Origin of the sequence: Chryseobacterium sp. C3 (assembly GCF_014218905.1) — a bacterium.
In the GTDB taxonomy this organism is placed as follows: Bacteria; Bacteroidota; Bacteroidia; order Flavobacteriales; family Weeksellaceae; genus Chryseobacterium; species Chryseobacterium mucoviscidosis.
This window is the reverse complement of sequence record NZ_JACLCU010000002.1, coordinates 361,413-385,779: the sequence shown is the minus strand read 5'-3', so window position 1 is coordinate 385,779 and position 24,367 is coordinate 361,413. Positions and strand designations below refer to the sequence as shown.

The 24,367-nt window shown below is 36.0% G+C and carries 24 protein-coding genes and 1 tRNA gene; 12 read left to right on the top strand and 13 right to left on the bottom strand.

Going from position 1 to position 24,367, the window contains the following annotated elements; genetic code table 11:
• Positions 1-2: 2 nt before the first annotated feature.
• From bla to H6W53_RS05585, 3 genes are read right to left on the bottom strand one after another with little or no spacing between them, the layout of a single operon-like run.
• Positions 3-863 (bottom strand): subclass B3 metallo-beta-lactamase, encoded by an 861-nt coding sequence (bla, locus tag H6W53_RS05595; protein ID WP_228457754.1) that lies wholly within the window; start codon positions 861-863, stop codon positions 3-5.
• A gap of 20 nt (positions 864-883) precedes the next feature.
• Positions 884-1,261: a VOC family protein gene (locus H6W53_RS05590; RefSeq protein WP_076396756.1), complete on the bottom strand. Its 378-nt coding sequence runs from the start codon at positions 1,259-1,261 to the stop codon at positions 884-886.
• A complete protein-coding gene (locus H6W53_RS05585) occupies positions 1,261-1,704 on the bottom strand; it encodes a nuclear transport factor 2 family protein (protein ID WP_185205157.1) in 444 nt (147 codons plus the stop codon). The genes H6W53_RS05590 and H6W53_RS05585 overlap by 1 nt, the downstream gene beginning before the upstream one ends.
• Positions 1,705-1,842: 138 nt before the next feature.
• Here H6W53_RS05585 and H6W53_RS05580 point away from each other — a divergent pair, with 138 nt between their 5' ends.
• Positions 1,843-2,928, top strand: a complete 1,086-nt coding sequence (locus H6W53_RS05580) for an endonuclease/exonuclease/phosphatase family protein (RefSeq protein ID WP_185205156.1) — start codon at positions 1,843-1,845, stop codon at positions 2,926-2,928.
• A 101-nt stretch (positions 2,929-3,029) separates the two neighbouring features.
• On the opposite strand, the gene H6W53_RS05575 is transcribed toward H6W53_RS05580, so the two are convergent.
• From H6W53_RS05575 to H6W53_RS05545, 7 genes are all read right to left on the bottom strand, one after another.
• Positions 3,030-4,448 carry an L-serine ammonia-lyase gene (locus H6W53_RS05575; RefSeq protein ID WP_185205155.1) on the bottom strand — a complete coding sequence of 473 codons (1,419 nt, stop codon included), beginning with the start codon at positions 4,446-4,448 and terminating at the stop codon, positions 3,030-3,032.
• Positions 4,449-4,677: 229 nt separating this feature from the next.
• Entirely contained in the window at positions 4,678-6,021 is a 1,344-nt protein-coding gene (locus H6W53_RS05570) for an ammonium transporter (protein ID WP_185205154.1), read from the bottom strand.
• Positions 6,022-6,131: 110 nt separating this feature from the next.
• Complete coding sequence (locus H6W53_RS05565; RefSeq protein WP_185205153.1) at positions 6,132-6,773, bottom strand: alpha/beta hydrolase; 642 nt, start codon at positions 6,771-6,773, stop codon at positions 6,132-6,134.
• 81 nt (positions 6,774-6,854) lie between these two features.
• Positions 6,855-7,487 (bottom strand): YceI family protein, encoded by a 633-nt coding sequence (locus tag H6W53_RS05560; protein ID WP_185205152.1) that lies wholly within the window; start codon positions 7,485-7,487, stop codon positions 6,855-6,857.
• A gap of 78 nt (positions 7,488-7,565) precedes the next feature.
• The gene (locus H6W53_RS05555) at positions 7,566-8,132 is read right to left on the bottom strand and encodes a YceI family protein (RefSeq protein WP_185205151.1); all 567 of its coding nucleotides are present in this window, start codon (positions 8,130-8,132) and stop codon (positions 7,566-7,568) included.
• Positions 8,133-8,284: 152 nt separating this feature from the next.
• Positions 8,285-9,334: a glucokinase gene (locus tag H6W53_RS05550; protein WP_185205150.1), complete on the bottom strand. Its 1,050-nt coding sequence runs from the start codon at positions 9,332-9,334 to the stop codon at positions 8,285-8,287.
• A 114-nt stretch (positions 9,335-9,448) separates the two neighbouring features.
• Positions 9,449-10,012 carry a hypothetical protein gene (locus H6W53_RS05545; protein ID WP_076395474.1) on the bottom strand — a complete coding sequence of 188 codons (564 nt, stop codon included), beginning with the start codon at positions 10,010-10,012 and terminating at the stop codon, positions 9,449-9,451.
• Positions 10,013-10,296: 284 nt separating this feature from the next.
• Between H6W53_RS05545 and H6W53_RS05540 the strand changes: the two genes are divergently transcribed.
• The gene (locus H6W53_RS05540) at positions 10,297-11,682 is read left to right on the top strand and encodes a DUF1800 family protein (protein WP_185205149.1); all 1,386 of its coding nucleotides are present in this window, start codon (positions 10,297-10,299) and stop codon (positions 11,680-11,682) included.
• Positions 11,683-11,765: 83 nt separating this feature from the next.
• Positions 11,766-12,950, top strand: a complete 1,185-nt coding sequence (locus tag H6W53_RS05535; RefSeq protein WP_185205148.1) for a DUF1501 domain-containing protein — start codon at positions 11,766-11,768, stop codon at positions 12,948-12,950.
• A 382-nt stretch (positions 12,951-13,332) separates the two neighbouring features.
• Here H6W53_RS05535 and H6W53_RS05530 read toward each other — a convergent pair whose 3' ends face one another.
• The 3 genes from H6W53_RS05530 to H6W53_RS05520 all read right to left on the bottom strand — a co-directional run bounded on the left by H6W53_RS05530 (position 13,333) and on the right by H6W53_RS05520 (position 15,128).
• On the bottom strand, positions 13,333-13,476 hold the full coding sequence (locus tag H6W53_RS05530; RefSeq protein WP_165763009.1) for a hypothetical protein: 144 nt from the start codon (positions 13,474-13,476) through the stop codon (positions 13,333-13,335).
• 54 nt (positions 13,477-13,530) lie between these two features.
• Entirely contained in the window at positions 13,531-14,550 is a 1,020-nt protein-coding gene (locus tag H6W53_RS05525) for a helix-turn-helix transcriptional regulator (protein ID WP_185205147.1), read from the bottom strand.
• Positions 14,551-14,795: 245 nt separating this feature from the next.
• Positions 14,796-15,128, bottom strand: a complete 333-nt coding sequence (locus H6W53_RS05520) for a HopJ type III effector protein (protein ID WP_185205146.1) — start codon at positions 15,126-15,128, stop codon at positions 14,796-14,798.
• Positions 15,129-15,487: 359 nt separating this feature from the next.
• On the opposite strand from H6W53_RS05520, the gene H6W53_RS05515 reads away from it, so the two are divergent.
• The 9 genes from H6W53_RS05515 (at position 15,488) to H6W53_RS05475 (ending at position 24,347) form a co-directional block, all read left to right on the top strand.
• Positions 15,488-16,870 carry an RtcB family protein gene (locus tag H6W53_RS05515; protein WP_185205597.1) on the top strand — a complete coding sequence of 461 codons (1,383 nt, stop codon included), beginning with the start codon at positions 15,488-15,490 and terminating at the stop codon, positions 16,868-16,870.
• A gap of 344 nt (positions 16,871-17,214) precedes the next feature.
• Positions 17,215-17,323: transfer RNA gene (locus tag H6W53_RS05510), tRNA-OTHER, on the top strand.
• A gap of 299 nt (positions 17,324-17,622) precedes the next feature.
• Positions 17,623-19,374, top strand: a complete 1,752-nt coding sequence (locus H6W53_RS05505) for a hypothetical protein (protein ID WP_185205145.1) — start codon at positions 17,623-17,625, stop codon at positions 19,372-19,374.
• A 623-nt stretch (positions 19,375-19,997) separates the two neighbouring features.
• Positions 19,998-20,747, top strand: a complete 750-nt coding sequence (locus H6W53_RS05500; protein ID WP_185205144.1) for a DNA polymerase beta superfamily protein — start codon at positions 19,998-20,000, stop codon at positions 20,745-20,747.
• Positions 20,748-20,763: 16 nt separating this feature from the next.
• The gene (locus tag H6W53_RS05495) at positions 20,764-21,495 is read left to right on the top strand and encodes an ATP-grasp domain-containing protein (RefSeq protein WP_185205143.1); all 732 of its coding nucleotides are present in this window, start codon (positions 20,764-20,766) and stop codon (positions 21,493-21,495) included.
• Positions 21,496-21,497: 2 nt separating this feature from the next.
• Entirely contained in the window at positions 21,498-21,932 is a 435-nt protein-coding gene (locus H6W53_RS05490) for an AAA family ATPase (protein WP_185205142.1), read from the top strand.
• A complete protein-coding gene (locus tag H6W53_RS05485) occupies positions 21,922-22,671 on the top strand; it encodes a tRNA(His) guanylyltransferase Thg1 family protein (protein WP_185205141.1) in 750 nt (249 codons plus the stop codon). The genes H6W53_RS05490 and H6W53_RS05485 overlap by 11 nt, the downstream gene beginning before the upstream one ends.
• An 11-nt stretch (positions 22,672-22,682) precedes the next feature.
• Complete coding sequence (locus H6W53_RS05480; protein ID WP_185205140.1) at positions 22,683-23,405, top strand: hypothetical protein; 723 nt, start codon at positions 22,683-22,685, stop codon at positions 23,403-23,405.
• 231 nt (positions 23,406-23,636) lie between these two features.
• Positions 23,637-24,347, top strand: coding sequence for a hypothetical protein (locus H6W53_RS05475; RefSeq protein ID WP_185205139.1), 711 nt, complete (start codon positions 23,637-23,639; stop codon positions 24,345-24,347).
• The last annotated feature ends 20 nt before the right edge of the window (positions 24,348-24,367 follow it).

The window sequence follows — 24,367 nt, the reverse complement described above, 5'->3', positions numbered from 1 at the left end:
ACTTACTCAGATTTCTTCTTTAAAAAATCTTTTTCTAAAGAATCGAGTTCGTCCTGATATTCGTTTTTGTTCATAAAAACAGCCGGATTGTACTTATCTTTTGGCTTATGCTTTTTGTGTAAATCAAACTGACTTGCGTGAGAAGCAACCCAAATATCGAAATCCAGATTTTTCATTGCGTTTAAAGTATACTCATAATCTTTTTCGATAGAGGGATATGAAGTAACTTCCGAAAACTTTTTATCCACGATAATGGTCGGCATATTCGCAATTAAAACTTTGTAGCTTCTTTTGCTGTCCTTGGTTTCAAACAAAAAACTACATGATCCTTTGGTATGACCGGGATGATGAAGCATTGTTAATTTCGCATCTCCAAGCGTTACTACATTTTTATCTTTTAAAATATAATCAGGTTTTACTGGTTTAAAAGTAACACCGTATTTTCCCAGTTCATAATCCGATTTTCCGCCGCTTTTCAGTACATCTGCATCGGCTTCGTCAACATATAATTTGGCTCCCGTTTCTTTTTTAATGTCTGCCATTGCGCCCAAATGATCGTAATGCGCCTGTGTAAGCAGCAATATTTTAGTATCCTGATATTTAAACCCCAGCTTTTTAATATTATTTTTAATGATCGGAAGCGAATCTGCAAGTCCTGTATTGATTAAAATATTTCCTTTATTCGTAACGATAAGATATGACGCAAGATCGTACGTTCCTACATAATACAGATTTCCGGCAATCCTGAACGGTTCGTAAGATTGTGACCATTCTTTAGGATGATCTTTCGGTTCATTGACTTTCTGAGCATTGATATTGGTTAAAGCAAATGCGGCAAGAATCACAAAAATTTTTTTCATCATCAATTTAAATTTTTTAAAGATTACATTTCATAAAATTCTAAAGGAAGCTGATCCGGATCCTGGGTGAAGAAAAATTCTTTTCCGGTGTATTCGTCTATCCTTATTTCTTCGCACTCCAAACCTTTATGAATTAATTCTTCTCTCTTTTCCTTTACATTTTCAACCGAAAAAGCAAGATGTCTTAAACCACATGATTCCGGTCTGGAAGGTCGTTGCGGAGGATTTGGAAACGAAAACAGCTCAATGACATAATGATCTCCGATGGCAAGATCGAGCTTGTAAGACTGTCTTTCTTCACGGTAAACTTCACGAATGATATTTAAATCTAAAATCTCTGTGTAAAATTTTTTAGAAACTTCGTAGTCTGAACAAATGATGGCAATATGATGAATTTTCATTACTTAATTTCTTTACAATTATCGTTTCTTCTGGTATCAATTACATACTGAATCTTCCATTCCGTCCCTTTTTTAATGAGCTGGAAACTATTGGCTCCGCAGTGAGAAAATTTTCTTTTGTAATAAAATGAATACGGAGTAAAAACACTGGCAAGATTTCCGTCTGTATGAATGGCTTCGATCGTAATTTTTTCCTCGAGATCGCCTTTTGCCATTTGGGAAACAGAATTTACGAAAGCTTCAATGTCTTCGGTTTTTACACCATCTTTTGTAATGGTCTGAAGAATCGCGGTATCTGCAAAGGCGGATTTCATCATTTCAGGATCAGAATTTTTCATTCCGGCAAATAAATTGCGGATGGGTTTTTCAATTTCTGCATTCTGATTTTGTTGTCCAAGGCAAAGAGTTCCCAATAACAGGGAAACAGCCCACATTTTGTTCATAGGTTAGATTTTTTTATCTGAAGGTTTAAAATAACGAAATTTTAAATTTAATTTCAAATGAATTAACAAAGTTTAAACAGCAATCCGTTTGAAAACTTATAAAATTACACTAAATTTATCTGTTTATTTGAAAAATATATGTGGACATTTTACCTGATTCTGACCGTTTTATTATTAATTTTAACCATACTGCCTAAAATTCAGCATTCGCACTGGATTTTCCGTGTACCTGAATTTGGTAAAATACAGATCACATTTTTTACTGTTTTCACCTTTATTTTAGGGTTTTTTGTAAAAGATTCAGCATACTTTTGGTATTTTCAGGGACTTTTAATCTTAATGTTCATTCATCACAGTATCATTCTTATAAAATATACTCCGCTTTATCCGGTTAAGAAGTTTTCTCAGAAGTACAAATCTTCAGATAAAGTACATTTTATTTCTGCCAATGTGTATCAGTTCAACACAGAATATGACCGTTTTATTCAGCTTATCGAAAAATGTAAGCCGCAAATGTTCCTCACAATGGAAAGCAACGGAGACTGGGAAAAAGCATTGCGAAAACTTGAAAAAGAGTATCCTTTTCAACATAAAGTAACACTGGAAAATACGTACGGAATGCATTTCTATTCGAAATTAAAAATTGAAAGCTCCCAAACGCATTATTTCGTGGCAGATGATATTCCAAGTATAGAAGCGCATCTGAAAACCGAGGATGGATTTTCTTTCGTATTCTTCGGAGTTCATCCTCCTCCGCCAAGTCCGACGGAAGAGGAAACCTCAAAAGAGCGAGACGGAGATCTTCTGAGTGCCGCCAAAAGAATTACCGAAATAAAAAAACCGGTGATTGTCGTGGGAGATTTCAATAATGTAGCGTGGTCGAAATCGTCCATTCTTTTCAGGAAAACAAGCCACCTTATCGATCCGAGAATCGGGCGTTCTTTTGTTTCCACCTTTCATGCCAAATACCGTTTGCTGAGATTTCCGATCGACCTGATGTTTCACAGTGAAGAAATTTTTATTGAAGACCTGAAAACGCTTGAAAATTTCGGTTCGGATCATCTTCCGGTGTTCTGTGAATTTTTCATTGATTATGAACAGGATGAAAAACAGGAAGAAAGAATTGATTATGCTACCGAAGAGGAAAAAGCTGAAGCCGAGGAAATGATTGAGGAAGGAAAAGAAGAAGATGGGGAGCGTGATGCAGTGGTGACGGAAGATTAAAGTGATATAAGTCTCATAATTTATTCCATAGAACTTAATAGATTTTCTATAGAATAAATTATGAACACTTTACTATTTTGTAAATCAACCGAAATTAAAAATTAACACTCCGGAACATTCACCGCAATTGCCAAACCGCCTTCGGAAGTTTCCTTAAAACGGTCATTCATGGATAAAGCGGTTTCCCACATCGTCTGGATTACTTCATCTAACGTTACTTTTGCTTTCGCTGGATCACTTTCCAGCGCAATATTTGCTGCCGTGATGGCTTTTATCGCTCCCATTGTATTTCTTTCGATACAAGGAATCTGTACAAGTCCTTTTATCGGATCACAGGTTAAGCCTAAATGATGCTCCATGGCAATTTCGGCTGCCATTAAAACCTGACCGACACTTCCTCCCAAAATTTCGGTAAGACCTGCCGCCGCCATTGCGGAAGAAACACCTACTTCTGCCTGACAACCACCCATTGCCGCAGAAATGGTTGCATTTTTTTTGAATAATGTACCGATTTCTCCTGCTACTAAAAGGAATCTCACAATGTCATCTTCGCTGGTAAATTCCGTAAAAGCCTGTGCGTACATCAAAACCGCCGGAATTACGCCACTTGCACCGTTGGTAGGAGCGGTAATGATTCTTCCGAAACTGGCGTTTTCTTCATTCACAGCCAATGCAAAACAGGAAATCCATTTATTGATATTGGTGAAATTTTCTTCGGCTTCTACAACCTGCTGAAACCATTCATCTTTATTTTTGTAGATTTTATCGCCCAGTAATTTTCTGTTGATTCCGGCTGCACGACGCGTAACATTCAATCCGCCCGGAAGAGTTCCTTCTTTATTGACACCTTTGTAAATGCATTCTTTGATTTGCTGCCAGATGTAAAGTGCTTCCGCTCTTGTTTCGTCAGGTGTTCTCCAGCTTTCTTCGTTGATTAAAATTAAATCTGAAATGCGTTTCAGTCCTAATTTTTCACAATATTTCACAATATCTGAAGATTTATGACAAGGATATAAGGTACGGACACAATGTTTCTGAATCGATTTTTTCTCCTGACTCATGATAAAACCTCCGCCTACAGAATAAAAATCCTGCACAAGTTCGGTTCCGTCTTCAAAAACAGCCTTGAAAATCATTCCGTTGGGATGATACTCCAAAGATTTATGCATATTCAGCACCAAATGATGCCCATAAATGAAAGGGATTTCTTTTTCACCTCCCAGATTTAGGATTTGAGTAGATTTTATTTTTTCTATTTTTTCATCAATTTTTGTGGTATCGATTGTTTTAAAATCTTCTCCATTCAGACCCAGCATTCCGGCAATATCGGTTCCGTGACCGATCCCCGTTTTTGCCAGTGAACCGAAAAATTCAAGGAAAACTTCTTTTACCTCTTCAATTGCTCTTTCTCTTTTAATAATCCTGATGAATGCAGAAGCTGCATTCCAAGGTCCCATTGTATGTGAACTGGACGGACCTATTCCTACTTTTATAATCTCAAAAACCGATATTGATTCCATATAGAAAATTGCTCATTTTTCCTAAACGCAAAGATACACGATAAATCGAGATGCAAAAGCCGGAGTTGAAAATTCAGCTCCGGCTTTCTAATTAAAACTATATGAACACTTGTAGATAACCTTTTTTGTGTGAATGACGAATGGTGAATTTGCTTCGCATTCAATTATTAATTGTTTTTAAGTTTAAATAAATTAACAATTGACGATTTATTATTCAATATTCTCTTTCTCAGCAGAGACTTTCTTCATGCTGCGAAATATCCAGTCCCATATCTTCGGATTCTTCTGAAACTCTTAAAGTGATAATGCTGTCGGTAATTTTATACAAAAGCAATGATCCGAAAAACGTAAAAACAGAGACCAACAGTAACGCAGCCATATGATGGGCAAAAACTTCAAAGCCGCCATGAAGAAGACTCGCCTTTTCGCCGTGTGCAAAAATTGCGGTTAAGATCATTCCCATGATTCCTCCTACTCCATGACAGGCAAAAACGTCTAAAGTATCATCAATTTTCTTTAAAGCTTTCCAATTCACCATTAAATTAGAAACAATAGCGGAAATAAACCCTATAAAAAGACTTTCTGCAACGGAAACAAAACCACAGGCGGGAGTAATTGCGACTAAACCGACAACGGCTCCGATACAGGCACCTAAAGCAGAAACTTTTCTTTTATTAATTCTGTCGAAAAAGATCCACGTCATCATCGCGGAAGCTGAAGCTATTGTTGTTGTTCCGAAAGCCGTTGCTGCCGTAGCATTAGCCGCTAAAGCTGAACCTGCATTAAAACCAAACCATCCGAACCAGAGCATTCCTGTTCCTAACATGACATAAGAAATATTGGAAGGATCATGATGAGGTTTTTTTCTGTTTCCAACCACCATTGCGCCTGCTAAAGCTGCAAAACCGGCACTCATGTGTACAACAGTGCCTCCTGCAAAATCTTTTACACCAAAATATTTATTCAGTAATCCGTCCGGATGCCAAACCATGTGACAAAGCGGGGTATAAATAAACAGACTGAAAAGTACCATGAATAAAAGGTATGAGATGAAACGTACCCGTTCTGCAAAAGAACCCGTAATTAATGCAGGAGTAATGACTGCAAATTTCATCTGAAACAGAGCAAAAAGAATAAAAGGAATCGTAGAAGCCATCGCTTTATGCGGCAATACTCCTACTCCACTGAAAAAAGGATAGCTCAAAGGGTTGCCGATGATTCCGTAATGTTCTCCATTGATGGTAAAACCAATAGAATCTCCGAATGAGAGGGAAAAACCAACCACTACCCACAAAATAGAAATTACTCCCAAAGCAATAAAACTTTGAAGCATCGTAGAAATTACGTTTTTCTTTCCCACCATTCCTCCGTAGAAGAAAGATAAGCCGGGAGTCATTAATAAAACAAGACCTGCCGCAGCAAGAATCCAGGCAACATCTGCCCCTACAATTTTATCTTCGCTTAAAAATGCTCCGGAATTCGGGAAATCTGTAATGGGACTCCAGAATAGTCCGCCAACGGCAATCAAAGCAATTATCGCAAAAGAAACGATCCATTTTAAACCTACTCTCATAAAAATTTGTGTTTTACCCCTTCAAATGTAAGGATAAATTTTTAAAAAAAAATAAAAATTTAAAACAAACCCCTATAAAATTAATTGAAATTTAATTTTAAAACTAAATTTTATTCTAATACCCCCTTTAAAATAGATGTAACTTCTTTAAATTTTGTAATTGGGAATAAATGGCTCCCTCCTTTGATCACATAATCGGGTTTGGAATTTTTGATCGGGAAAACAATATCGCGGTCTGCCAAGATCTGTACCACATCGGGATTTTCTTCGAACTTCCAGTCTGAAATCTTTTCAATCGACCATTTTAAATAATACGGATCTCTTACCCTGAAATATTGCAAAACTTTAGGATTTCGGGGATCAAAGAATTTTCTTACGACGGAATACATATTGGTAGTTCTTTCGTTGAAGAAAGTAACGGGAAGAACTTTTGGAATTTTCGTGATCTGTCCGGCTTTGATGAGGCGGGATTTTTCTTTATCGGATTTAATACTTCCGAGGATCACCACTTTTTTGGCAGGTTTCAGCCTGTTGATTTCCTGCACCATAATTCCCCCGAAAGAATATCCCACCAGATAAAAAGGCTCCGAATCATCAATCTTTTCCGCCATTCTTTTTACATAATCTGAGAATTCTTCATTTTGATGAGGAATCAGCCAGTCGATAAAAACCACTTCGTGATGCTTTGGAAATTCTATTTTCTCCAAAACCTTAAAATCTGCACCAAGTCCGCTTACTACATAAATTTTCATACTACTAAAATAAAAAAATCAGTCAAAAAAAATGAGCGGTTTCCAAAGAAATCGCTCATTTTGATTTATTAAAAGGTGTCCTTATTTCTTTTTAACAGGCGTTCTGTTTTCGTTATCCAAAACTGCTGTGGAAATTCTGAACTGGATATCCATTTCGTTTTTGATGAAATAATCCTTCAGAGAAGACTGGTAGAATACTTTGAAGTCCCTTCTGTTCAGTGAGAATTTAGCAGACTCGATTACTACGGTAAACTGAGTAATATAAACGTTTGCAGGGAAAGTGATGGTTTTTCTTACTCCTTTAATCGTTACATCTCCGTAAACGGTAGAATTGTACTCGCTGTTTGCCAGAGGAATAATTTTCGTTAAATGGAATTTCGCCAGCGGGAATTTTTTAACGTCGAAGAAGTTTGGACTTTTAAGATCGTTCGTTAATTTTACCATATCTTCATCCTGGCTTGAAACATCACCCGCCATTAAGGATTTCATATCGATAACGAATTCTCCGTCCACCAAAACTGTTTTATCAAAAGTAAATTTTCCACTTTTCAGCTTTATGGTTCCGGAGTGGGTTGTAGGAACTGTTTTTACAACTTTATATCCCCACCATCTGATGTCCGACGATGTTACTTTTACCACTTTATCTCCTTTCTTCTGAGCGAAAACAAATGACATACTTACGCACATCATAGCAAACAATAGTAATCTTTTCATTCTTTTTTATTTACAATTCAACAAAAATAAAAAAAAGTGTAGAACTTCTACACTTTTAACAATCTTTTTTTGATTAAATTATTTAGCTGTTACCTTTACAAGCAAATCCATATCATCTTTCACAAGAACATCTTGCATTGTAGATTTGTAAGCCACATCAAATTTCTGTCTGTCGATAGAGAATTTGTTAGACATTAAGCTTACTGTTCCGTTTGCATAGGTAATTTTTGCAGGGAAAAAAATAGCGTTGGTTTTTCCTTTTACCGTTAAGTTTCCTGTAACTAAAGAAGTATACACTTTATCGTTGTTTTTCTTTACTCCGGTGATTTTGAAAGTTGCTGTAGGATATTTTTCAACTTCGAAGAAATCTCCGTTTTTAAGGTGACCGTTCAGTTTCTGCTGATATTCTCCGGAAAGATCTGTTGCGTTGATAGAAGTCATATCCAATACGAAAGAACCGCCAACCAACTGGTTTCCTTTCAATACCATTTCTCCGGATTTTACTTTTACCGTTCCGTTGTGAGAGCTTGCCTCAGATTTTGCGATTTTATAACCCCACCACTGTACATCAGAGCTTACTACTTTTTTTGCCTGTCCGAATGCTAATCCGCTTGCTAAAACTGCTAATAAAAATATTTTTTTCATTTGAATAAAAGTTATTTTCTTGTTTGTTATTTACTGGTGCAAATGTAACTAACTGCTTCGAGAGATTTCATTGATGTACATCAATAAATACAATTTTTTTTCATGAGTAATATCATCCATAAAAAAACTCCGAATTTCTTCGGAGCCTTGTTTTATTCTTGATAGTAAGCGGTGTAAAGTGCTGCACCATTCAGTGCCGTATTCGGATTTCTGTTCAGATAAATCGGAATATTTCTCAGCATTTCTTCCATCTTATCGCTGATTTTAAATTTTTCGTAAAATTTATCCTTGTTGATGTAATCTGCAATTGTTTGCGGAATATCTCCGGAGATAAATAAACCGCCTGTCGCTTTTAATTTAAGCGTAAGGTTGTTGGCTTCTCTTGCTAAAAATTCAAGGAAAGTGTCCAGTGCAATCTTACAGATCAGTACATCTTCTTCTATTGCAGCTTTGTACAGTTCTTCTGCAAAGTTGCCATTTGCGAAACGATCGGCAAGCCATTCCGGTTCCGGATGTCTTTTCACATCTCTCAGGAATCTGTAAATATTGAATAAACCTCCTTTAGACAATACATTTTCCCAGCTTACGATTCCGTAGATATTATTTAGGAATTGATAAAATTCTACCTCAACATTCGTTCTTGGAGAGAATTCTGAATGTCCTCCTTCGGTTGCAAAAGGTCTCAGATATTTTCCGTCGAAGAAATATCCGGCTTCACCCAGACCATTTCCCGGAGCAAGAATTGCCACGTTTCCGTTTTCGAGGTGTCCGCTTGTGTAGATCGGATCAAGGTCTGCATCTTCTAAAAGCCCCATTCCGTAAGCCGAAGCTTCAAGGTCATTCAGCATATCTACTTTTTCAAAACCTAAATCTCTTTTGTATTCTTCTACATCAAGATTCCAACCTAATCTTGCCGGACTGCTTTTTCCGTTCAGAACCGGTCCCGGAACCGCTATCCCAAGCCTTTTTATGTTTTCAAGCTGATTGTCCTGAATAAATTTCTTTAAAATTTCTGTGAAAGAACCATATTCTTTGGTAAAGTATTTATTCTGGATTTTAATCTCAAGACCTCCGTTACCGGAGACGAAATATCCTAAAGTTGTAATATCTTCACGAAGGTTTGCGCCAATGATAGAAACGTTATCATTGCTGTCGTTTTTTACTCCCGGTAAATAAAGTGGAAATTTTGGATTCAAAATCATAACCTCAAATTTTATCAAATATAATAATATCTTTTGTAAATTTTCGTTAGAAATAAAAAACCTTCTCAAAAAATCGAAAAGGTTTGGTTAATAATTGCTTATATTTAAATCTAACTACTTCCCTAATGGAATGTTGTAAGAAAATCCTACTCCAATGTTACCCACATTGTAGTCCTGATTAGGCAAATCGCCTTTGCTTCCTACAAAAACTTTCTGGTACTGTACAAAGAAATTCCAGTCCTGGTTATGATATCCAATTTCCGGTTTTAAGTAAAAACCACCATTTGGTCTGTCTAAAGCAACATTAGAAGCCACTTTATCATCACCTACCAAAAATCCGTATCCTAAGTCTGTCCCAAAATAAAATCCTGTCTGTTTCGGATAAATTCTCAATAAAGCAGCTACAGGAACTACTCCTACATCATTATTAGTATATCCGTTGTTATCTTTACCGAAATAGTGTGTATATCCTGTTGCAATCCCCAATCCGAATCCCGGAGTTACAAGGTTTTGGTAGGCTACATCCACTCCTACTGCCATAGAAGTATTGTCAGAAGGAACTGCTAAACCAACATTTGCTCCTACCTTTATCATATTATTCATCTGTGCACTTTGTGCGCTCAATGCTCCTGCAGTCAAAATTCCGGCAAATAAAATTGCTTGTTTAAACATTTTCATAACTCTGATTTTTTAAATTTTACTACGCTGAAATATGTAAAAATCGTGCCAAGCAAAGCCTTTACAGCAACTTTAACAATGCTTAAAGCCGTAAAAAATTGAAATTCAATATATTATTTTGATTAAAAAATTAAATAAGCGTTTAAATGAATATTCTGAAAATTAGGGCGGGGTTAAACATTTAAGCAAAATATATTTAAAAAACCTATTCAATATTAACAATTCTTAACCGTTATTAATTTTAACCTTACTTCATCACATCCATCAAAAAGTAAATAATTGATATGATTTCTCCATCGTTACTCAACAATAAACACCTTCTCTGGCGCGCAGGATTCGGACCGGGAATCAATCAGCTTGAAGATCTTCATAAAAAAGACATTAAAAGCCTGATGAATGATTTGTTTAAAGAAGAAACATTTCTTTACGTAAATTATGATACGCCCGATATTGCAGAAACCGGAGACTATATGATGAATGATCAGACTCCGGCAGAAAAGAAAAAGGAAATGCAGAGAATCAGCCGACAGCAGAACGAAGAGCTCAATCTGAATTTTCTTGATAAAATGGTGAACAGCAAAGAGCAGATGAGGGAGAAAATGGCTTTTTTCTGGCATGGTCATTTTGCTTCCAGAGTGGTGAACCCGAAATTTAACCGACAGATTTTAAATGTCATCCGAAAGAATGCACTCGGAAACTTTAAAGATCTCTTATTTGAAGTCAGTCAGGCTCCGGCAATGCTGAATTTTCTTAACAATCAGCAGAACAAAAAAGATCATCCCAACGAAAATTTTGCCCGTGAAGTGATGGAGCTTTTCACTATGGGACGAGGAAATTATACGGAGAAAGACATTCGGGAAGGTGCGAGAGCTTTTACAGGATGGGGATCGGATAAAGAAGGAAATTTTAAAGAACGGAAAAATCTTCATGATGAAGGCTCAAAGACATTTCTTGGAAAGACAGGCAATTTTACAGGCACAGATGTTTTAAATATCATTCTTGAACAAAAGGCAACAGCAAAATTCATCACCACAAAAATCTATAAATTCTTCGTGAATGAAAATGTTGATGAAAACATTGTAAAATCATTGAGCGAAAGTTTTTACCAGTCCGGTTACGACATTAAAAAACTCATGATGGATATTTTTTCGAGTTCATGGTTTTATGATAAAAAAAATATCGGCAACCGGATAAAATCTCCCATTGAACTGATGGCAGGAATCATGCGGTCGCTTCCCATGAATATTCAGAATCCTGAAAACCTCATCGTTTATCAGAAATTACTGGGACAGATGCTTTTGTACCCGCCGAACGTTTCGGGCTGGCCGAACGGAAAATCGTGGATCGACAGTTCGACTTTAATGTTAAGACTTCAGATTCCGCAGATATGGTCCGGCTTGCGACCGTTAGATTACCGTCCGAAAGAAGATGATGATTTGGATATGGGTTTAAAAAACAACACGAATTCTTTAACGAAAAGTTTTAAAAACCCGAATATTACGATCGATTGGACTCGTGTAGAAAAGATTTTTAACGGAAAGAATGTGGAGGATTATTTAATTCAGAGTTCAAAATCTCTGGATATGAGTTCGGTGAAAAATTTCTCCGACAACAGCGTGAAAATGAATGTCATTAATCTCATGTCGACACCGGAATATCAGTTAATGTAGTTTTCAGCAGCAGATTTTAGCTTACCGTTAAAATACAGCTTTAAAACCTGCCGCCTATCATCTTTATCCTAAAACCTAAGCTTATGTTAATCAAAAGAAGAGAATTTCTAAAAATAAGTTCATTGGCAACCGCATCGTTTCTGATGCCGAATTTCCTGAAAGCCATGACATTTGATGATGCACTGGAACCCAATCAGAAAATATTGGTGGTACTGCAATTCACGGGAGGAAATGATGGTCTGAATACGATTATTCCGACAAAAAATGATATTTATTTCAGGGAAAGAAATAAAATTGCCATTCAGAATTCCATGCAGCTTACGGACGAAGCCGGAATTAATCCTGCCCTCTCCTATTTCAAAGAACTGTATGATCAGGGAGAACTTTCTGTGATGAATAATGTCGGTTATCCGAATCCCGATAAATCACACTTCCGAAGCATGGACATCTGGCATTCTGCAAGCAGAAGCGATGAATATCTTGACACAGGCTGGCTGGGAAGATTTCTGGATGAAGAATGTTATAAATGCGATCATCCCACACAAGCATTAGAAGTGGACGATATGCTGAGTTTAGCTTTAAAAGGTGAAAAAAATAAAGCATTTGCCTTTAAAGATCCGAAAAGATTATATCAGACCAGTCAGGAAAAATATTTCAAATCACTCTACGATCATCATCATGACGACGAAACGGTTTCCTATTTATATCAGACTTTAGGTTCCACCATCAACAACGCAGACTACATTTTCGAAAAAAGCAAAGCGAAAAAAACAGAACAGACTTACCCGAATTCTCAGCTCGGAAAAGACTTTAAAACGGTTTCTTCTTTAATTAAATCTGACATCAATACGAGAGTGTATTATCTTTCCATCGGAAGTTTTGATACGCACGTGAACCAGAATGAAAGACAGCAAAAACTCTTTACAGACATCAATGATGCGGTAAAAGCGTTTGTTGCGGATATGAAAAGTAACGGACTTTTTAATGATATTTTACTAATGACTTTTTCAGAATTTGGCCGCCGTGTTGCTCAAAATGCAAGCAACGGAACCGATCACGGAACGGCAAACCAGATGTTTTTCATCAGTGGAGGTTTAAAGAAAAAAGGAATTCTGAATGCACTTCCCGATTTACAGAATCTGAATGAAGGCGATTTAATCTACACCGAAGATTTCCGGAAAATTTATGCTACTATCCTTAAAAACTGGCTGAAAGCAGACTCTTCTAAAGTTCTGGGCTGGAAAAACGGGGTTTATGATTTTATATAAAAGCTTTTGATCATCCGTTATTAATTTATACTACTTTTTAACGCAAAGGATCGCTAAGATTCTTTATATACTAACTGTTTTTAAGTTCGCAAAGGCGTTTCACTCAGCAAAGAACTCAAAGGTTTAATGATGAAAATCACGGACAGTCATAAAAACTTTGTTTTAACTTTTATATAGAATCAATGAATACAAATGCAAAAGTTAACACAAATTTAGAATAACTAATCATTACATTTTGATCATATTTTGCAACTTTTGACTCCGTTGAACATTCAGTTTGCATCAAATTTTAAAATCATTTAGAAAGCTTTAAAAATAAAAAGAGGCTGTTGCAAAAATGAACAGCCTCTTTTCTATAATTTAAATCTAACTACTTGTCATGTTAATTCGTGGATGCAGGAAGTTGCTTAGGATCTTCTTTTTTCTGACTTTTCTGATCAATTTTCTCAGAAATCTTCTTCACGATAAATTCGATAACCAAAGGCGCAACTACTGCTACAACTGCTTTTAATATTCTTGATTTCATACTGTTTATTTTTTTATAATTCATGCAATACAATTTCTAAGCCAAGAATTGTTATCAATCTTCTTCAGGAATGATAAGATTCTGATAGTTTTTTGCCGCCGCTTTGAATTTTTCTTCTAACCGCAAGCGGAGTTTTCTCGGTTTATGCACAACCAGACATTCTCCAAACCCCAAAAGAAGTCTTTCCAGTTCAAAATTCAACTGTACACAGATTTTAAAAATCGTACCCTCATTACTTTCGCTTACAATTTCCTGACTGGCATGAAAAGGTTTGGTTTTTACATAAGGTGCATTATGAGAATCTACGAAGAAAACCACATTTCGCGGAGCCATCGTTGGCGAAACACTCACTCCTACAATATCCTTAAAATATTCGTCGCCGTCGAGATTCATATCAATATAATCGATCTTTTCCTCAATCTGAATATCTTCCATTCTGTCCAGAGCAAGATTATAGACATACTGTTTATTGGAACAGATCAAAAACCAACGGTTGTTAAATTCCTTCAGCAACTGCGGATGAACAATATAAGAATCTGATTCTCTTGCCTTAAAACTTTTATACGTGATGTTCAGTACTTTCTTGTATAAAATCGCATCATACAGAATATCAATATATTCCAGACCTTTCAACTGTTCATTTTTGTCTAAATGAATAATTGATTTCTGGTTCGTGGAATGGATGGAATCTTCCAGTTTTTGGATCACCCCGTTCATTTCCTTGAACATCGAAAAGTCTTTGAACTGCTTTAGAATCTGTACCGCATTATTCATGGCTTTCAGATCACTTTCATTAACCGAAATATTATGAATGCTGTAATCGGGATCGCTGTAACGATAGTATTTTCTTTCGTATACTTCAATCGGTGCTTCATATCCGAATTTTTCACTCCTCATATTCTGCAGATCGAGCTGTACCGTTCTTTTGCTTACAAAAGATTCTTTTCCTTCAAATTCAAACAAAGCTTCCGAACATTCGTCAATAAGATCTTCGAGGGTATATTTCCGGTATTTATTTTTCAGACATTTATCCAGTGTTTTGTACCGGATGAGCGCGTTTTTGTTGGATGACATATGATGAGGTTAAATTTTAGGTTAAGACTGAGATTGAGGTTGAATTTAATAAGGCAGTCAAATTCCCCTCCTCTGGAGGGGTGGCGAAAAATCTTCGATTTTTTGACGGGGTGGTAAAAGCTGTCATTTTTCATGACCTCTTCCTTACCAAGGAAGCACTCAATCAATCTCTTCTAAATTGTTTGAGATTGCTTCGTCATTTCTGAACTGCGTTCGCAGACCTCCGGTCTGTTCGTAATGACAGTTTACTTTCTACTTAAAGCTTTTCCTTCAAAATAAATTCCTTCCCAGCCGGATTCCATAAAGTTTCTGATATTCTGATGATCTGTTCCTTCAGGATTTTTAAGAACATCTTCCCTGTAAAATTCTCCGAAAAGATTCAGCGTTTCTTCTTTCGACAGATCATTTAATTTCGCAAAACTAAAAATCTTACAGGAGCCGTTATTCTGATTGGCTTCATTTACTGTATTTCCGTTCGTAAATTTTGTCGGGGTAAAATCGTAATGTTCATCAATAAAAGCAATTACATCCTTAAACTCAATTTCCTGTGGCGCGTTTTCTAATTGTTCAAACAACATATCTTAATTTTTTATTTATAAATAATTCAATTTTAAAACAGAAATCCGCTCGATCAGAGCAATATCTGTGTAGAAAAGTTTTAAAAAACCATTTCTCGTTCTTTAAGGACACTATTTTTTGAAATGATTCAGTATCCACTTTAGAGCTTTATTTGTTCCTCACAAAAATCTTTGATTTTTAAATCTGATGTGCTCTAAAGTATCCTCAATCATTTAACTTAAAACTAATGTGACTCATGTGTCAACTAACTTTTGTGCCTTTTGTGGTTAATTCCTCAAAAATAATTAAAATAATTTTATCTGCGCAAAAAGATTGCACACTTTAGTTATTACTTTGCATCATCAAAATGAGAGAACATATGGAATTTAACGGAAATCATTTAATCGAATTAGGATACAGACCAGCGAAATGGTTTAAAGAAGCGATTGAATTCATCAACGAAAATAATTTAGACGAAACTCAGATAAAAGAATATCTGGAACAGTTTAAACAGCCCGAACTGATTCCGCTTCATGAAACGGCAAAAGATTTTGTGATCAACATCAGAGCAGAACACGAAAGTGAAAATGATAACGTAGAAAAAGTAATCAACACCATGAAAGTCCTGATGAAAACGCCGACTCTGGAAAACGGAGCCATTATGCCGGATGCCTGTCCTACAGGTCGTGCAGGGCATATTCCTGTTGGCGGTGTGGTTGTGGCGAAAAATGCGATTCATCCGGGATTCCATAGTGCAGATATCTGCTGTTCTGTGATGCTGACGGATTTCGGAAAAGCAGATCCTAAAGAAGTTTTGGATGCAGCCCATTCCATCACGCATTTCGGATACGGTGGAAGACCGAGAGGAGAACAGATGCCGATGTCTCAGGAATTGATGGATGCTTTCAGAGAGAATGATTTTCTGAATGACGAAAAATTAATAAGCATTGCGCGTTCACATATGGGAACGCAGGGCGACGGAAACCATTTCCTGTTTGTCGGAATTTCCAAAAATACAGGAAACACGATGTTGGTAACACACCACGGTTCAAGAGCTCCGGGCGCAGCTTTGTATGATAAAGGAATGAAGGTTGCGAACCAGTTCAGAATGGAAATTTCTCCTGAAACCTTAAGAGAAAACGCATGGATCCCTTATGAAACGGAAGAAGGAAAACAATATTGGGAAGCCTTACAGTTAATCAGAAAATGGACGAAAGAAAATCATATTTCCATTCATGATGCCGCTTTGAATAAATTAGGAATCGAGAAAGAAGACCGATACTGGAACGAGCATAATTTTGTATTCAAAGATGGAGATTTATTCTACCACGCAAAAGGTGCAACGCCTTTGGATGATAAATTTATGCCGGATATTACAGGTCCGAGATTAATTCCTTTGAATATGGCAGAACCGGTTTTGATTGTAAAAGGAATTACCAACGAAAGAAATCTGGGTTTTGCGCCTCACGGAGCGGGAAGAAACTTCAGCAGAAGTCAGCATAAAAAATCGTTGGCGCATAAAACCATCGAAGAAGTTTTTGAAGAAGAAACCAAAGGATTAGACATCCGTTTCTTCACCAATGAAATTGATATTTCCGAACTTCCGACTGCTTATAAAAGTGCCAAAAACGTAAGAGCTCAGATTGAAGAATACGGATTGTGTGAAGTTCTGGATGAAGTGATGCCTTACGGATGTATCATGGCGGGTGATGTTCAAAAGAATGCACCTTGGAAGAAAAAGAAGAAGTTTAGAAAAGCATAGAATTTCTTTTGTCTTGAAACAAAAGAAACAAAAAGTTCAAGACCTGGAAACTTCCGCTAAAAATTAAAACTTATTCCTAAAATTCCCAAAACTTGCGCGAATTCAAGATAAGTTCTTCGGTTCAAAAGTGCAGTCGCGCTTCAGACAATGAGAATTTTTTAACGGATTAATTTTAAATTTTCTTAACGCTTCACTTTCCGAAGTCAGATCATTGGAAGTTAAGAGTTCAAAATTATCCGTAAAAACAGATTAAGAACAATGGGTTAACAAAAAGAAAACTAATAACCGAACCTTGCAGGTGTAAAAGCCTGTAGGGTTTAATGAAAACCTTTAATCATAAGGTAGGAACAGTAGCTCAGATGGTAGAGCAACAGATTACTTTTCGCTTTTGGCAAATAAAGTTCCTGTAAACTTCAAAGTTGTGGGTCGCAGGTTCGAGTCCTGCCTGTTCCTCAAAAAAAAGAAAAAAATTGTTAGATATACACAAAGGCGCAATTTATTTTAACAACTATAATTTTAAGGCGCAAGGATTTTATCTCCGATAAAATTTAATGCTAATATTTTAGCTAAAAATGTCGCACTGAGCTTGCCGGAGTGTCCGCCTTTTTAAAAAACTTTAAGGCAAAGGGAGTTCCTATAAATTATTTGGAAAATTACTCCCCGCCTTTTAAAAACTATAGGTAAAAGGAGTTCCTATAACACTTCACTTTTAATGAATCTTACTCCTCACTTATTTTTTTAAACTAAAAACAATGAAAACATTAAAATTATTCAACGCTGTACTGGCAAAAGAATCGGATGCTGAAGTATTTATTTCTCAGGATGGTTTCATCATTGAACCTTCTGCATTGTGGGCAAAAAAAGAAATTATTTCTTACTACGCTAAAGAAAAGCTGAACGGAAACGATCTCAACAAAACCTTTCATAAATCTTGGCAGAAGATTAAAGAAAGTACAAGATTCGAACTGTTGATGGAACAGTTATTTCATTATTTTTCCACCTATGGAAGCAGATTTCAGGGTGAAGTATACATTCCGGATGAAGTGTTGAATATCCCGGATCTGAAGCTGAATTTCAAAGTAATTAAAGCCTACTCAGAAGAAGAACTTCAGGAAAAATGTCTTGCTATTCTAAGATCTGGAATTGCTCTGAAAGAAGAAACAATTGATGATTTACTATCTATTCTGCACGACGAACTGGAATATGATTTTACAGGAAAAGAAAATATCAGAAACAAAGAAGCCATCATAAAAATTGCCGACCGTTACGATATTTATCCTGAAAATAATGTCGAATTTTTACGTTACGTGATCTACAAAACCACAAAAGAAACATTATTAATTAAAAACAATGATTTGATTAATGATATCAAGCAAAGTAAATTTAATCCGACCTATCTTTTTGAAAGTTTCGGACTGGAAAAAATGGCGAAAATTTTTAACCGTTTCAAGCCTTTATTTTTAGCCTATAAAAACAGAGCGCCCAAGGTGATTAATAAAATTTCAAAACTGTCGAAAATTTATCACAAACCATTAATTTCGAATCCATTGAATAACGCAACGAATATTTTGCTGGAAAACAGCGATCTACATTGGCTGGAAAATGCCACTCCGTTTGCTTTGTTTAAAGCTTTATCGGCTTGTTATTCAAGAATGTATGGTCAGGATACTTTTGTATACAGAATCCGAAACGGAAAATCGTGGACGAAAAAATCAATTGCAACTTCTGTGAATGAACTGAACTACGATTTTATCTTAAGCTATTTAAAATCAAAGTATCGTTTTGAAGGAAAGAAATTCTATTTCCCTGAAGATGTAGAATTTGCCTTACCGACTTCTGAAAAGATGTTTGTAGGGAATATTCCGACGGGAACAAGATTTTTCGGTGAAAGATTAGCGGTCGGAATTTACTGGGAAAATGCATGGGGAGCTTATGATTTGGACCTTTCGGGATTAAATATTGCCGGAAAAATCGGATGGAATGCAGCTTACAACCAAAATGCCGGTCAACTGATGTATTCCGGAGATATCACTTCTGCGCCAAACGGTGCTGTAGAATATCTTTACGCAAACACAGGTTTAATGGCTCCGACTCTGGTAATGAACAACGTTTTCAACGGAAACAGCGACTGCGGATATAAAATAGTTATCGGAAAAGGCGATGCCGTTTCTTACGATTATATGATGAATCCGAATAATCTGTTTGCAGAAGCAAAATGTCAATCCGTACAAAAGCAGACCGTTTTGGGAATGTTGCTGCCAAAAGACGGAAGACAGTGTTTCGTATTGCTGAATTTCGGAGCAGGACATGCTCATGTTTCAGGAAATACAGAAATTTCCGTAATGGCGACGAATGCATTGTATCAGCAATGGTACGAACCGATATCCTTCAATCTTTTGATTCAGGAATTAGGGGCTGAAATCGTTTATGATAAAGAAAATATCGACTTTGATTTTTCTTTGGAGAATCTGGAAAAAGACAGTTTTACGAAGATTTTTAAATGATAAAATTTTTGAGGCTAAATAATTTTAACGCAATACACGCAAAGTTATATTTATTAAAATGATTTTATTTATTTGTTCGCAAGGGAACTTCGTTCAGCGAATGATAAAAATGTAATTTAAGGAAGAAAAGCATATTTATTTATGGAAAATGTTGCATATAGCTTTACGTCATAAACGGCTGTTAAAGACCTTGCTTAATAGCAGATGAAATCTGCCCTCACTTTGCTTTCTTTTAAAGTATATCATCGAAAAATAGAAACTTTGCGTATAAAATCTAAAGTTAAAATTTCAAACAGATCTAAATAATTTTTTCACCTTCTTAAAAGCTCTTAAAAACATTATTATCAGTTTGTATAAAGTCACTTTAAATTTAACCGCAAAAGAGACAAAAGACTTTATTGGATTTATTTAAAGTATTTCAAAAGTCTGCAAAGAGAAAAAATCTTTGATTTTTTTTAAACTTATGTGCTATTTCTTTCCATTTAAGTATTAAACTTAAAAAACTAAAGTGTAAAATCTTTTGCATCTTTTGTGGTAAAAAGTTTAGACGAGTTTTACATAAAATAATCCTGCGTAAAAAGATTGCGCAGGATGTTTTTTATTTTGTATCAAATTTAAAAATCATGACACCAAAAATAATAGAAAAACTAAAAGAAGTCGAAGAAAAACGCGGTGTAGAAATACTGCTTGCCGTAGAATCCGGAAGCCGCGCGTGGGGATTTGCGTCTCCGGACAGCGATTACGATATACGCTTCATATACCGACACGAAAAAGACTGGTATCTTTCGCCGTGGGATAAAGACGAAACCATAGAATTTATGACGGAAGACGATCTGGACGGTTCCGGATGGGATCTAAGAAAAACGTTCCATTTATTGTTGAAGTCAAATGCGGCTTTGCTGAGCTGGTTCTACTCTCCTGTCGTTTATGTGAAAAATGAGAAATTTCACGATCTGTTCAAGCCTTTGGCGGACAAATGCTTTTCTCCGATAGCCGTATTTTATCACTATTCAAGCATGAGCAAAAAATATCTCGAAGCATGCAGACTTGATGAGGTAAAACTTAAATCTTACTTTTACTGCTTACGAACCACATTAACCGGAAAATGGATATTAGAAAAAGGGACGGTTCCGCCTGTTTTGTTTAGTGAATTGCTGGTCTTAGTGGATGATTTTACAAGAACGAAAATAGAAAATTTAATCGCTTTAAAAGCCACCAAAGGAGAATCTTACCATCATCCGAATGACTGGGAACTCTTCGGATTTTTAGAAAAAACCATACTGAATAATGAAGAAAGGGCAAAGAGCCTGAAAGGAGGAAACTCGGATAAAAACGAAATGGAGAAGGTTTTTAGAGAAATATTAATACATTAGAAATAAAAATAATGCCATGAAAAACCTCATCGCGCTCTCTCCTATGTACACGGAAGACAGCAACAATCTGAAAAAAGCATCCCTCAATTCACCCTACGAGTTGAGCCGGTTTAATGCAAAATGGAATGTTCCCGAAGAATTTCGTGCAGACGTGATTGCGGTGTATGGTGAAGATATTTATGCTGAAATTGTGGCGGAACAATGCAGTCTTACGTTGACAAAACCAGATGACGACTGGCTTTCAAAAGTTTCGGAGGAATTTACCCAAAGGAAAATCTCTTACGGAAAGCTGAAAGATTTCGTGCATGAAGAAAATATTTTCATCAAATGTTCGGATTTTAAAAGTTTTAAAGCCGGAGTTTTTGACAACGTCACCAACATCAAAGGTTTTGATACATTGGATCTGGAAAGCAGGGTTTTCACTTCCGAAGTCGTAGAATGGGAACTGGAAGTAAGATGTTTTGTCTTAAATAATCAAATAATAACCCATTCTTCTTATTGGAGAAATGATGTTTTTGACACCAATCCGCTTTCTGAAAACGAACAGAAACAGCTTTTTGATTTTTTCAAAAATTTCATTCAGCAATACGGTGAAACGCTTCCCAAAGCGATTGTTCTGGATTTCGGGATCATCAAAGGAAAAGGCTGGGCTTTAATTGAAGCCAATCCGGCTTGGTGTTCGGGGTTGTATAATTGTGATGCGGAAAAAGCTTTGGAGGTGATTGTGAAAAGCTGTATAAAGAATTAAAAATGCAGATCATCATATTCATCGGGATTCCCGCAAGCGGAAAAAGTTCCTTCTACAAGGAGCTTTTTTTCAATTCGCACATCAGGATCAGCATGGATTTGCTGAATACCCGAAACAAAGAAGGAAAACTGCTTCAGTACTGTTTTGAAACACAGTCCAAAATGGTGATTGATAACACGAATGTTACTAAAGAAAGCAGAAGAAAATACATTGAACTTGCCCGACAGAACAAATATGAAATTATTGCATATTATTTTGAAAGCAACATTCAGGATTGTATGGAACGGAATAAATACAGAAAAGACTCCATCAGCGAGATCGGAATAAAAGCAAAATACAAAGACCTCGAAAAGCCTTCCATTGAAGAAGGTTTTGACAAAATATTCCATGTGAAAATAAGGGAGAACAAATTTGAAATCAGCAATTATGAAATTTGAAGAAATTGAAGCGGCCATGCGAAAAAACGAAAGCCTTTCGGAACAGTATATTCTGCCGGAAAACTTTATGATCGTGAGACTCGACGGAAGAGGATTTACCAGACTTACCAAAGAAAAACTGTCGCTGGAAAAACCTTTTGATTCGAAATTCAGTCAGGCAATGATCGATACGACGAAACACCTTTTTACCATCGGGTTTAGAGTGTTGTACGGTTACACGCAGAGTGATGAAATTTCTCTGCTGATCCATAAAGACGACCAGACTTTCAGCCGAAAAGTAAGGAAGATCAATTCTGTTCTCGCAGGAGAAGCAAGTGCTTTTTTCAGTCTGCAGTTTCAGGAAATCTGTGTTTTCGACTGCAGAACGATTTCCATTCCGAATCGTGAAATGATCGCGGATTATTTTTGCTGGAGACAGGAAGATTCCCACAGAAATTCCCTTTCCGCTTACTGTTACTGGACGTTGAGAAACAACGGATTCAACGCCAGACAAACCACCGAAAGAATTGAAAGAATGTCACAATCCGATAAAAATGAACTGCTTTTTCAGTACGGAATCAATTACAACGATCTTCCGTCCTGGCAAAAACGCGGTGTCGGAATTTTTAACAGGGAAATTAACAAACAAGGCTACAATCCTGTAACTCAGGAAACGGTGGATTGTGTAAGAAATGAATTGTTTGTGGAAAAGGAATTGATGATTCGAGAAGATTATAGAGTATTTTTGAATGAATTTTAAAAACAACAACCATGGAAAAAGAAAATATTATCACCATCAGCCAAACCCATCAGGAAGCTAATTTTAATTGGGCAATAAAGCGTTATTTACCGAATTTTAAAGATGGAGAGTCCACAATTATTGGTATGCAATTTCCCTGGAAAAAAATATTTGAGGATGTCAAAAATTTTAATGAAATTTCACAAAACACAACCGACTTATACAATGAATTTACAGGAGGAAATTTTTTCAAAAGCATAAATTACACGCCACAGTTTAGGGATGTTTTTATTCTAAAAACAGAACAGTTTTCCGGTTATTATTGGATTGAATTTATTTTTAGTAAAAACAAATGGAACCTTAAAACAAAAAATTACTCTTGGGAAAATGAAACCTTTGTCTATGCAAAAGGATTAAACAAAAAAGACGATTTTATAGTTTCTAAAATATCTTATGAAGTATTATTTTTCTCCTTTAGAAATTCAGTGAAAGATGAAAAGGGTTACAGAAAAAGAAAATATCGCTTACCTGTTTACATCAATGATGAAGACTTTTCTCAAAGTAATTATATTTTCTATTTTAGTAAAAGTGATGGTTTAAGAGGAGACCTGAGAGTAAGAAGTGTTCATTTACTAATTGATGAAGATTTTGATTATTATTTGCATATTTGTTCAAATGAATTTTCTAAAAGCTCTGGAAGAAACCTAGATTTTGTTAATCAAGGACAAATTCCGCTAAAAATTTTATTTCAATAACTAAAAACAGTTCATGAAAATCATACATTTGGCTATTATGGTGGCGGTGCAATATTAGATCTTCCACAAACACATTTTATCTTTAAAATTAAAGAAAAATTACATAAAGCAGGTATATTATCACATTCAGACAAAAAAAATTACGAACTTGAAAATTTAAAAGCACTGGAAAAAACTATTTTGGAATGGATTGATAAGGTTATTGAATTTCAAAAACAAAATTAAAAACCAATGAACTACAAAATCATACACAACGAAGAAAAATTACAGCAATTCATAGACTGGCTTCCTGAACTATTGCCCAATGAACAATATTACGTTGCCCTTCTCGCAAGAAAAAAATACAACCCCGAAACAGGACTGAAAGCAGATAAAGCACAGTTAAAAAGATTTACCTCAACCAAAGAAAGACTGCTTCATAAAATCAGGCAGCTCGAAATTCCGGCAGGCTTGTACGAATCCGGAAATACCGAAGTTTCTCAGGATAACCTCGCGATTTACATCACTCCCAACCCGCGCGATCTTCACAATGCTTCATTGTTTTTAATGAAAGAAATTTCGGAAAAACTCATCCGGAAAGATAACGCTATCAATCCCCACACATTGGCTTTAAATCTTATTCAGACCACCACTTCACGAAAAATATTCTTTGATCTCGATATTGATTTCCGCATAGAAAACCATCAACAAGCCATTGATAAATTCAGAGAAGACATTGCAGACTGCTTAAACCCCGACTGTCTTACCTTTATCAAAACCAATGGCGGACTGCATTGTTTAATTAAACTGGACAACATTCAGAAAGAATACCAGAAAAGCTGGTATCAGAAAGTTTCACAGCTCACCTGCGAAGAATATGAAGTCACCATGAACGGCGATAACGTTTTACCAATGGCAGGCTGTTTTCAGGGAATTGATTTTTCACCCTATTTTTTAGATTAAATTATGTGTACCCCGAATAC

Coding starts and splice junctions, on each gene's coding strand:
- bla (WP_228457754.1), bottom strand. CDS start 863: ATGATGAAAAAAATTTTTGTGATTCTTGCCGCATTTGCTTTAACCAAT.
- H6W53_RS05590 (WP_076396756.1), bottom strand. CDS start 1,261: ATGAAAATTCATCATATTGCCATCATTTGTTCAGACTACGAAGTTTCT.
- H6W53_RS05585 (WP_185205157.1), bottom strand. CDS start 1,704: ATGAACAAAATGTGGGCTGTTTCCCTGTTATTGGGAACTCTTTGCCTT.
- H6W53_RS05580 (WP_185205156.1), top strand. CDS start 1,843: ATGTGGACATTTTACCTGATTCTGACCGTTTTATTATTAATTTTAACC.
- H6W53_RS05575 (WP_185205155.1), bottom strand. CDS start 4,448: ATGGAATCAATATCGGTTTTTGAGATTATAAAAGTAGGAATAGGTCCG.
- H6W53_RS05570 (WP_185205154.1), bottom strand. CDS start 6,021: ATGAGAGTAGGTTTAAAATGGATCGTTTCTTTTGCGATAATTGCTTTG.
- H6W53_RS05565 (WP_185205153.1), bottom strand. CDS start 6,773: ATGAAAATTTATGTAGTAAGCGGACTTGGTGCAGATTTTAAGGTTTTG.
- H6W53_RS05560 (WP_185205152.1), bottom strand. CDS start 7,487: ATGAAAAGATTACTATTGTTTGCTATGATGTGCGTAAGTATGTCATTT.
- H6W53_RS05555 (WP_185205151.1), bottom strand. CDS start 8,132: ATGAAAAAAATATTTTTATTAGCAGTTTTAGCAAGCGGATTAGCATTC.
- H6W53_RS05550 (WP_185205150.1), bottom strand. CDS start 9,334: ATGATTTTGAATCCAAAATTTCCACTTTATTTACCGGGAGTAAAAAAC.
- H6W53_RS05545 (WP_076395474.1), bottom strand. CDS start 10,012: ATGAAAATGTTTAAACAAGCAATTTTATTTGCCGGAATTTTGACTGCA.
- H6W53_RS05540 (WP_185205149.1), top strand. CDS start 10,297: ATGATTTCTCCATCGTTACTCAACAATAAACACCTTCTCTGGCGCGCA.
- H6W53_RS05535 (WP_185205148.1), top strand. CDS start 11,766: ATGTTAATCAAAAGAAGAGAATTTCTAAAAATAAGTTCATTGGCAACC.
- H6W53_RS05530 (WP_165763009.1), bottom strand. CDS start 13,476: ATGAAATCAAGAATATTAAAAGCAGTTGTAGCAGTAGTTGCGCCTTTG.
- H6W53_RS05525 (WP_185205147.1), bottom strand. CDS start 14,550: ATGTCATCCAACAAAAACGCGCTCATCCGGTACAAAACACTGGATAAA.
- H6W53_RS05520 (WP_185205146.1), bottom strand. CDS start 15,128: ATGTTGTTTGAACAATTAGAAAACGCGCCACAGGAAATTGAGTTTAAG.
- H6W53_RS05515 (WP_185205597.1), top strand. CDS start 15,488: ATGGAATTTAACGGAAATCATTTAATCGAATTAGGATACAGACCAGCG.
- H6W53_RS05505 (WP_185205145.1), top strand. CDS start 17,623: ATGAAAACATTAAAATTATTCAACGCTGTACTGGCAAAAGAATCGGAT.
- H6W53_RS05500 (WP_185205144.1), top strand. CDS start 19,998: ATGACACCAAAAATAATAGAAAAACTAAAAGAAGTCGAAGAAAAACGC.
- H6W53_RS05495 (WP_185205143.1), top strand. CDS start 20,764: ATGAAAAACCTCATCGCGCTCTCTCCTATGTACACGGAAGACAGCAAC.
- H6W53_RS05490 (WP_185205142.1), top strand. CDS start 21,498: ATGCAGATCATCATATTCATCGGGATTCCCGCAAGCGGAAAAAGTTCC.
- H6W53_RS05485 (WP_185205141.1), top strand. CDS start 21,922: ATGAAATTTGAAGAAATTGAAGCGGCCATGCGAAAAAACGAAAGCCTT.
- H6W53_RS05480 (WP_185205140.1), top strand. CDS start 22,683: ATGGAAAAAGAAAATATTATCACCATCAGCCAAACCCATCAGGAAGCT.
- H6W53_RS05475 (WP_185205139.1), top strand. CDS start 23,637: ATGAACTACAAAATCATACACAACGAAGAAAAATTACAGCAATTCATA.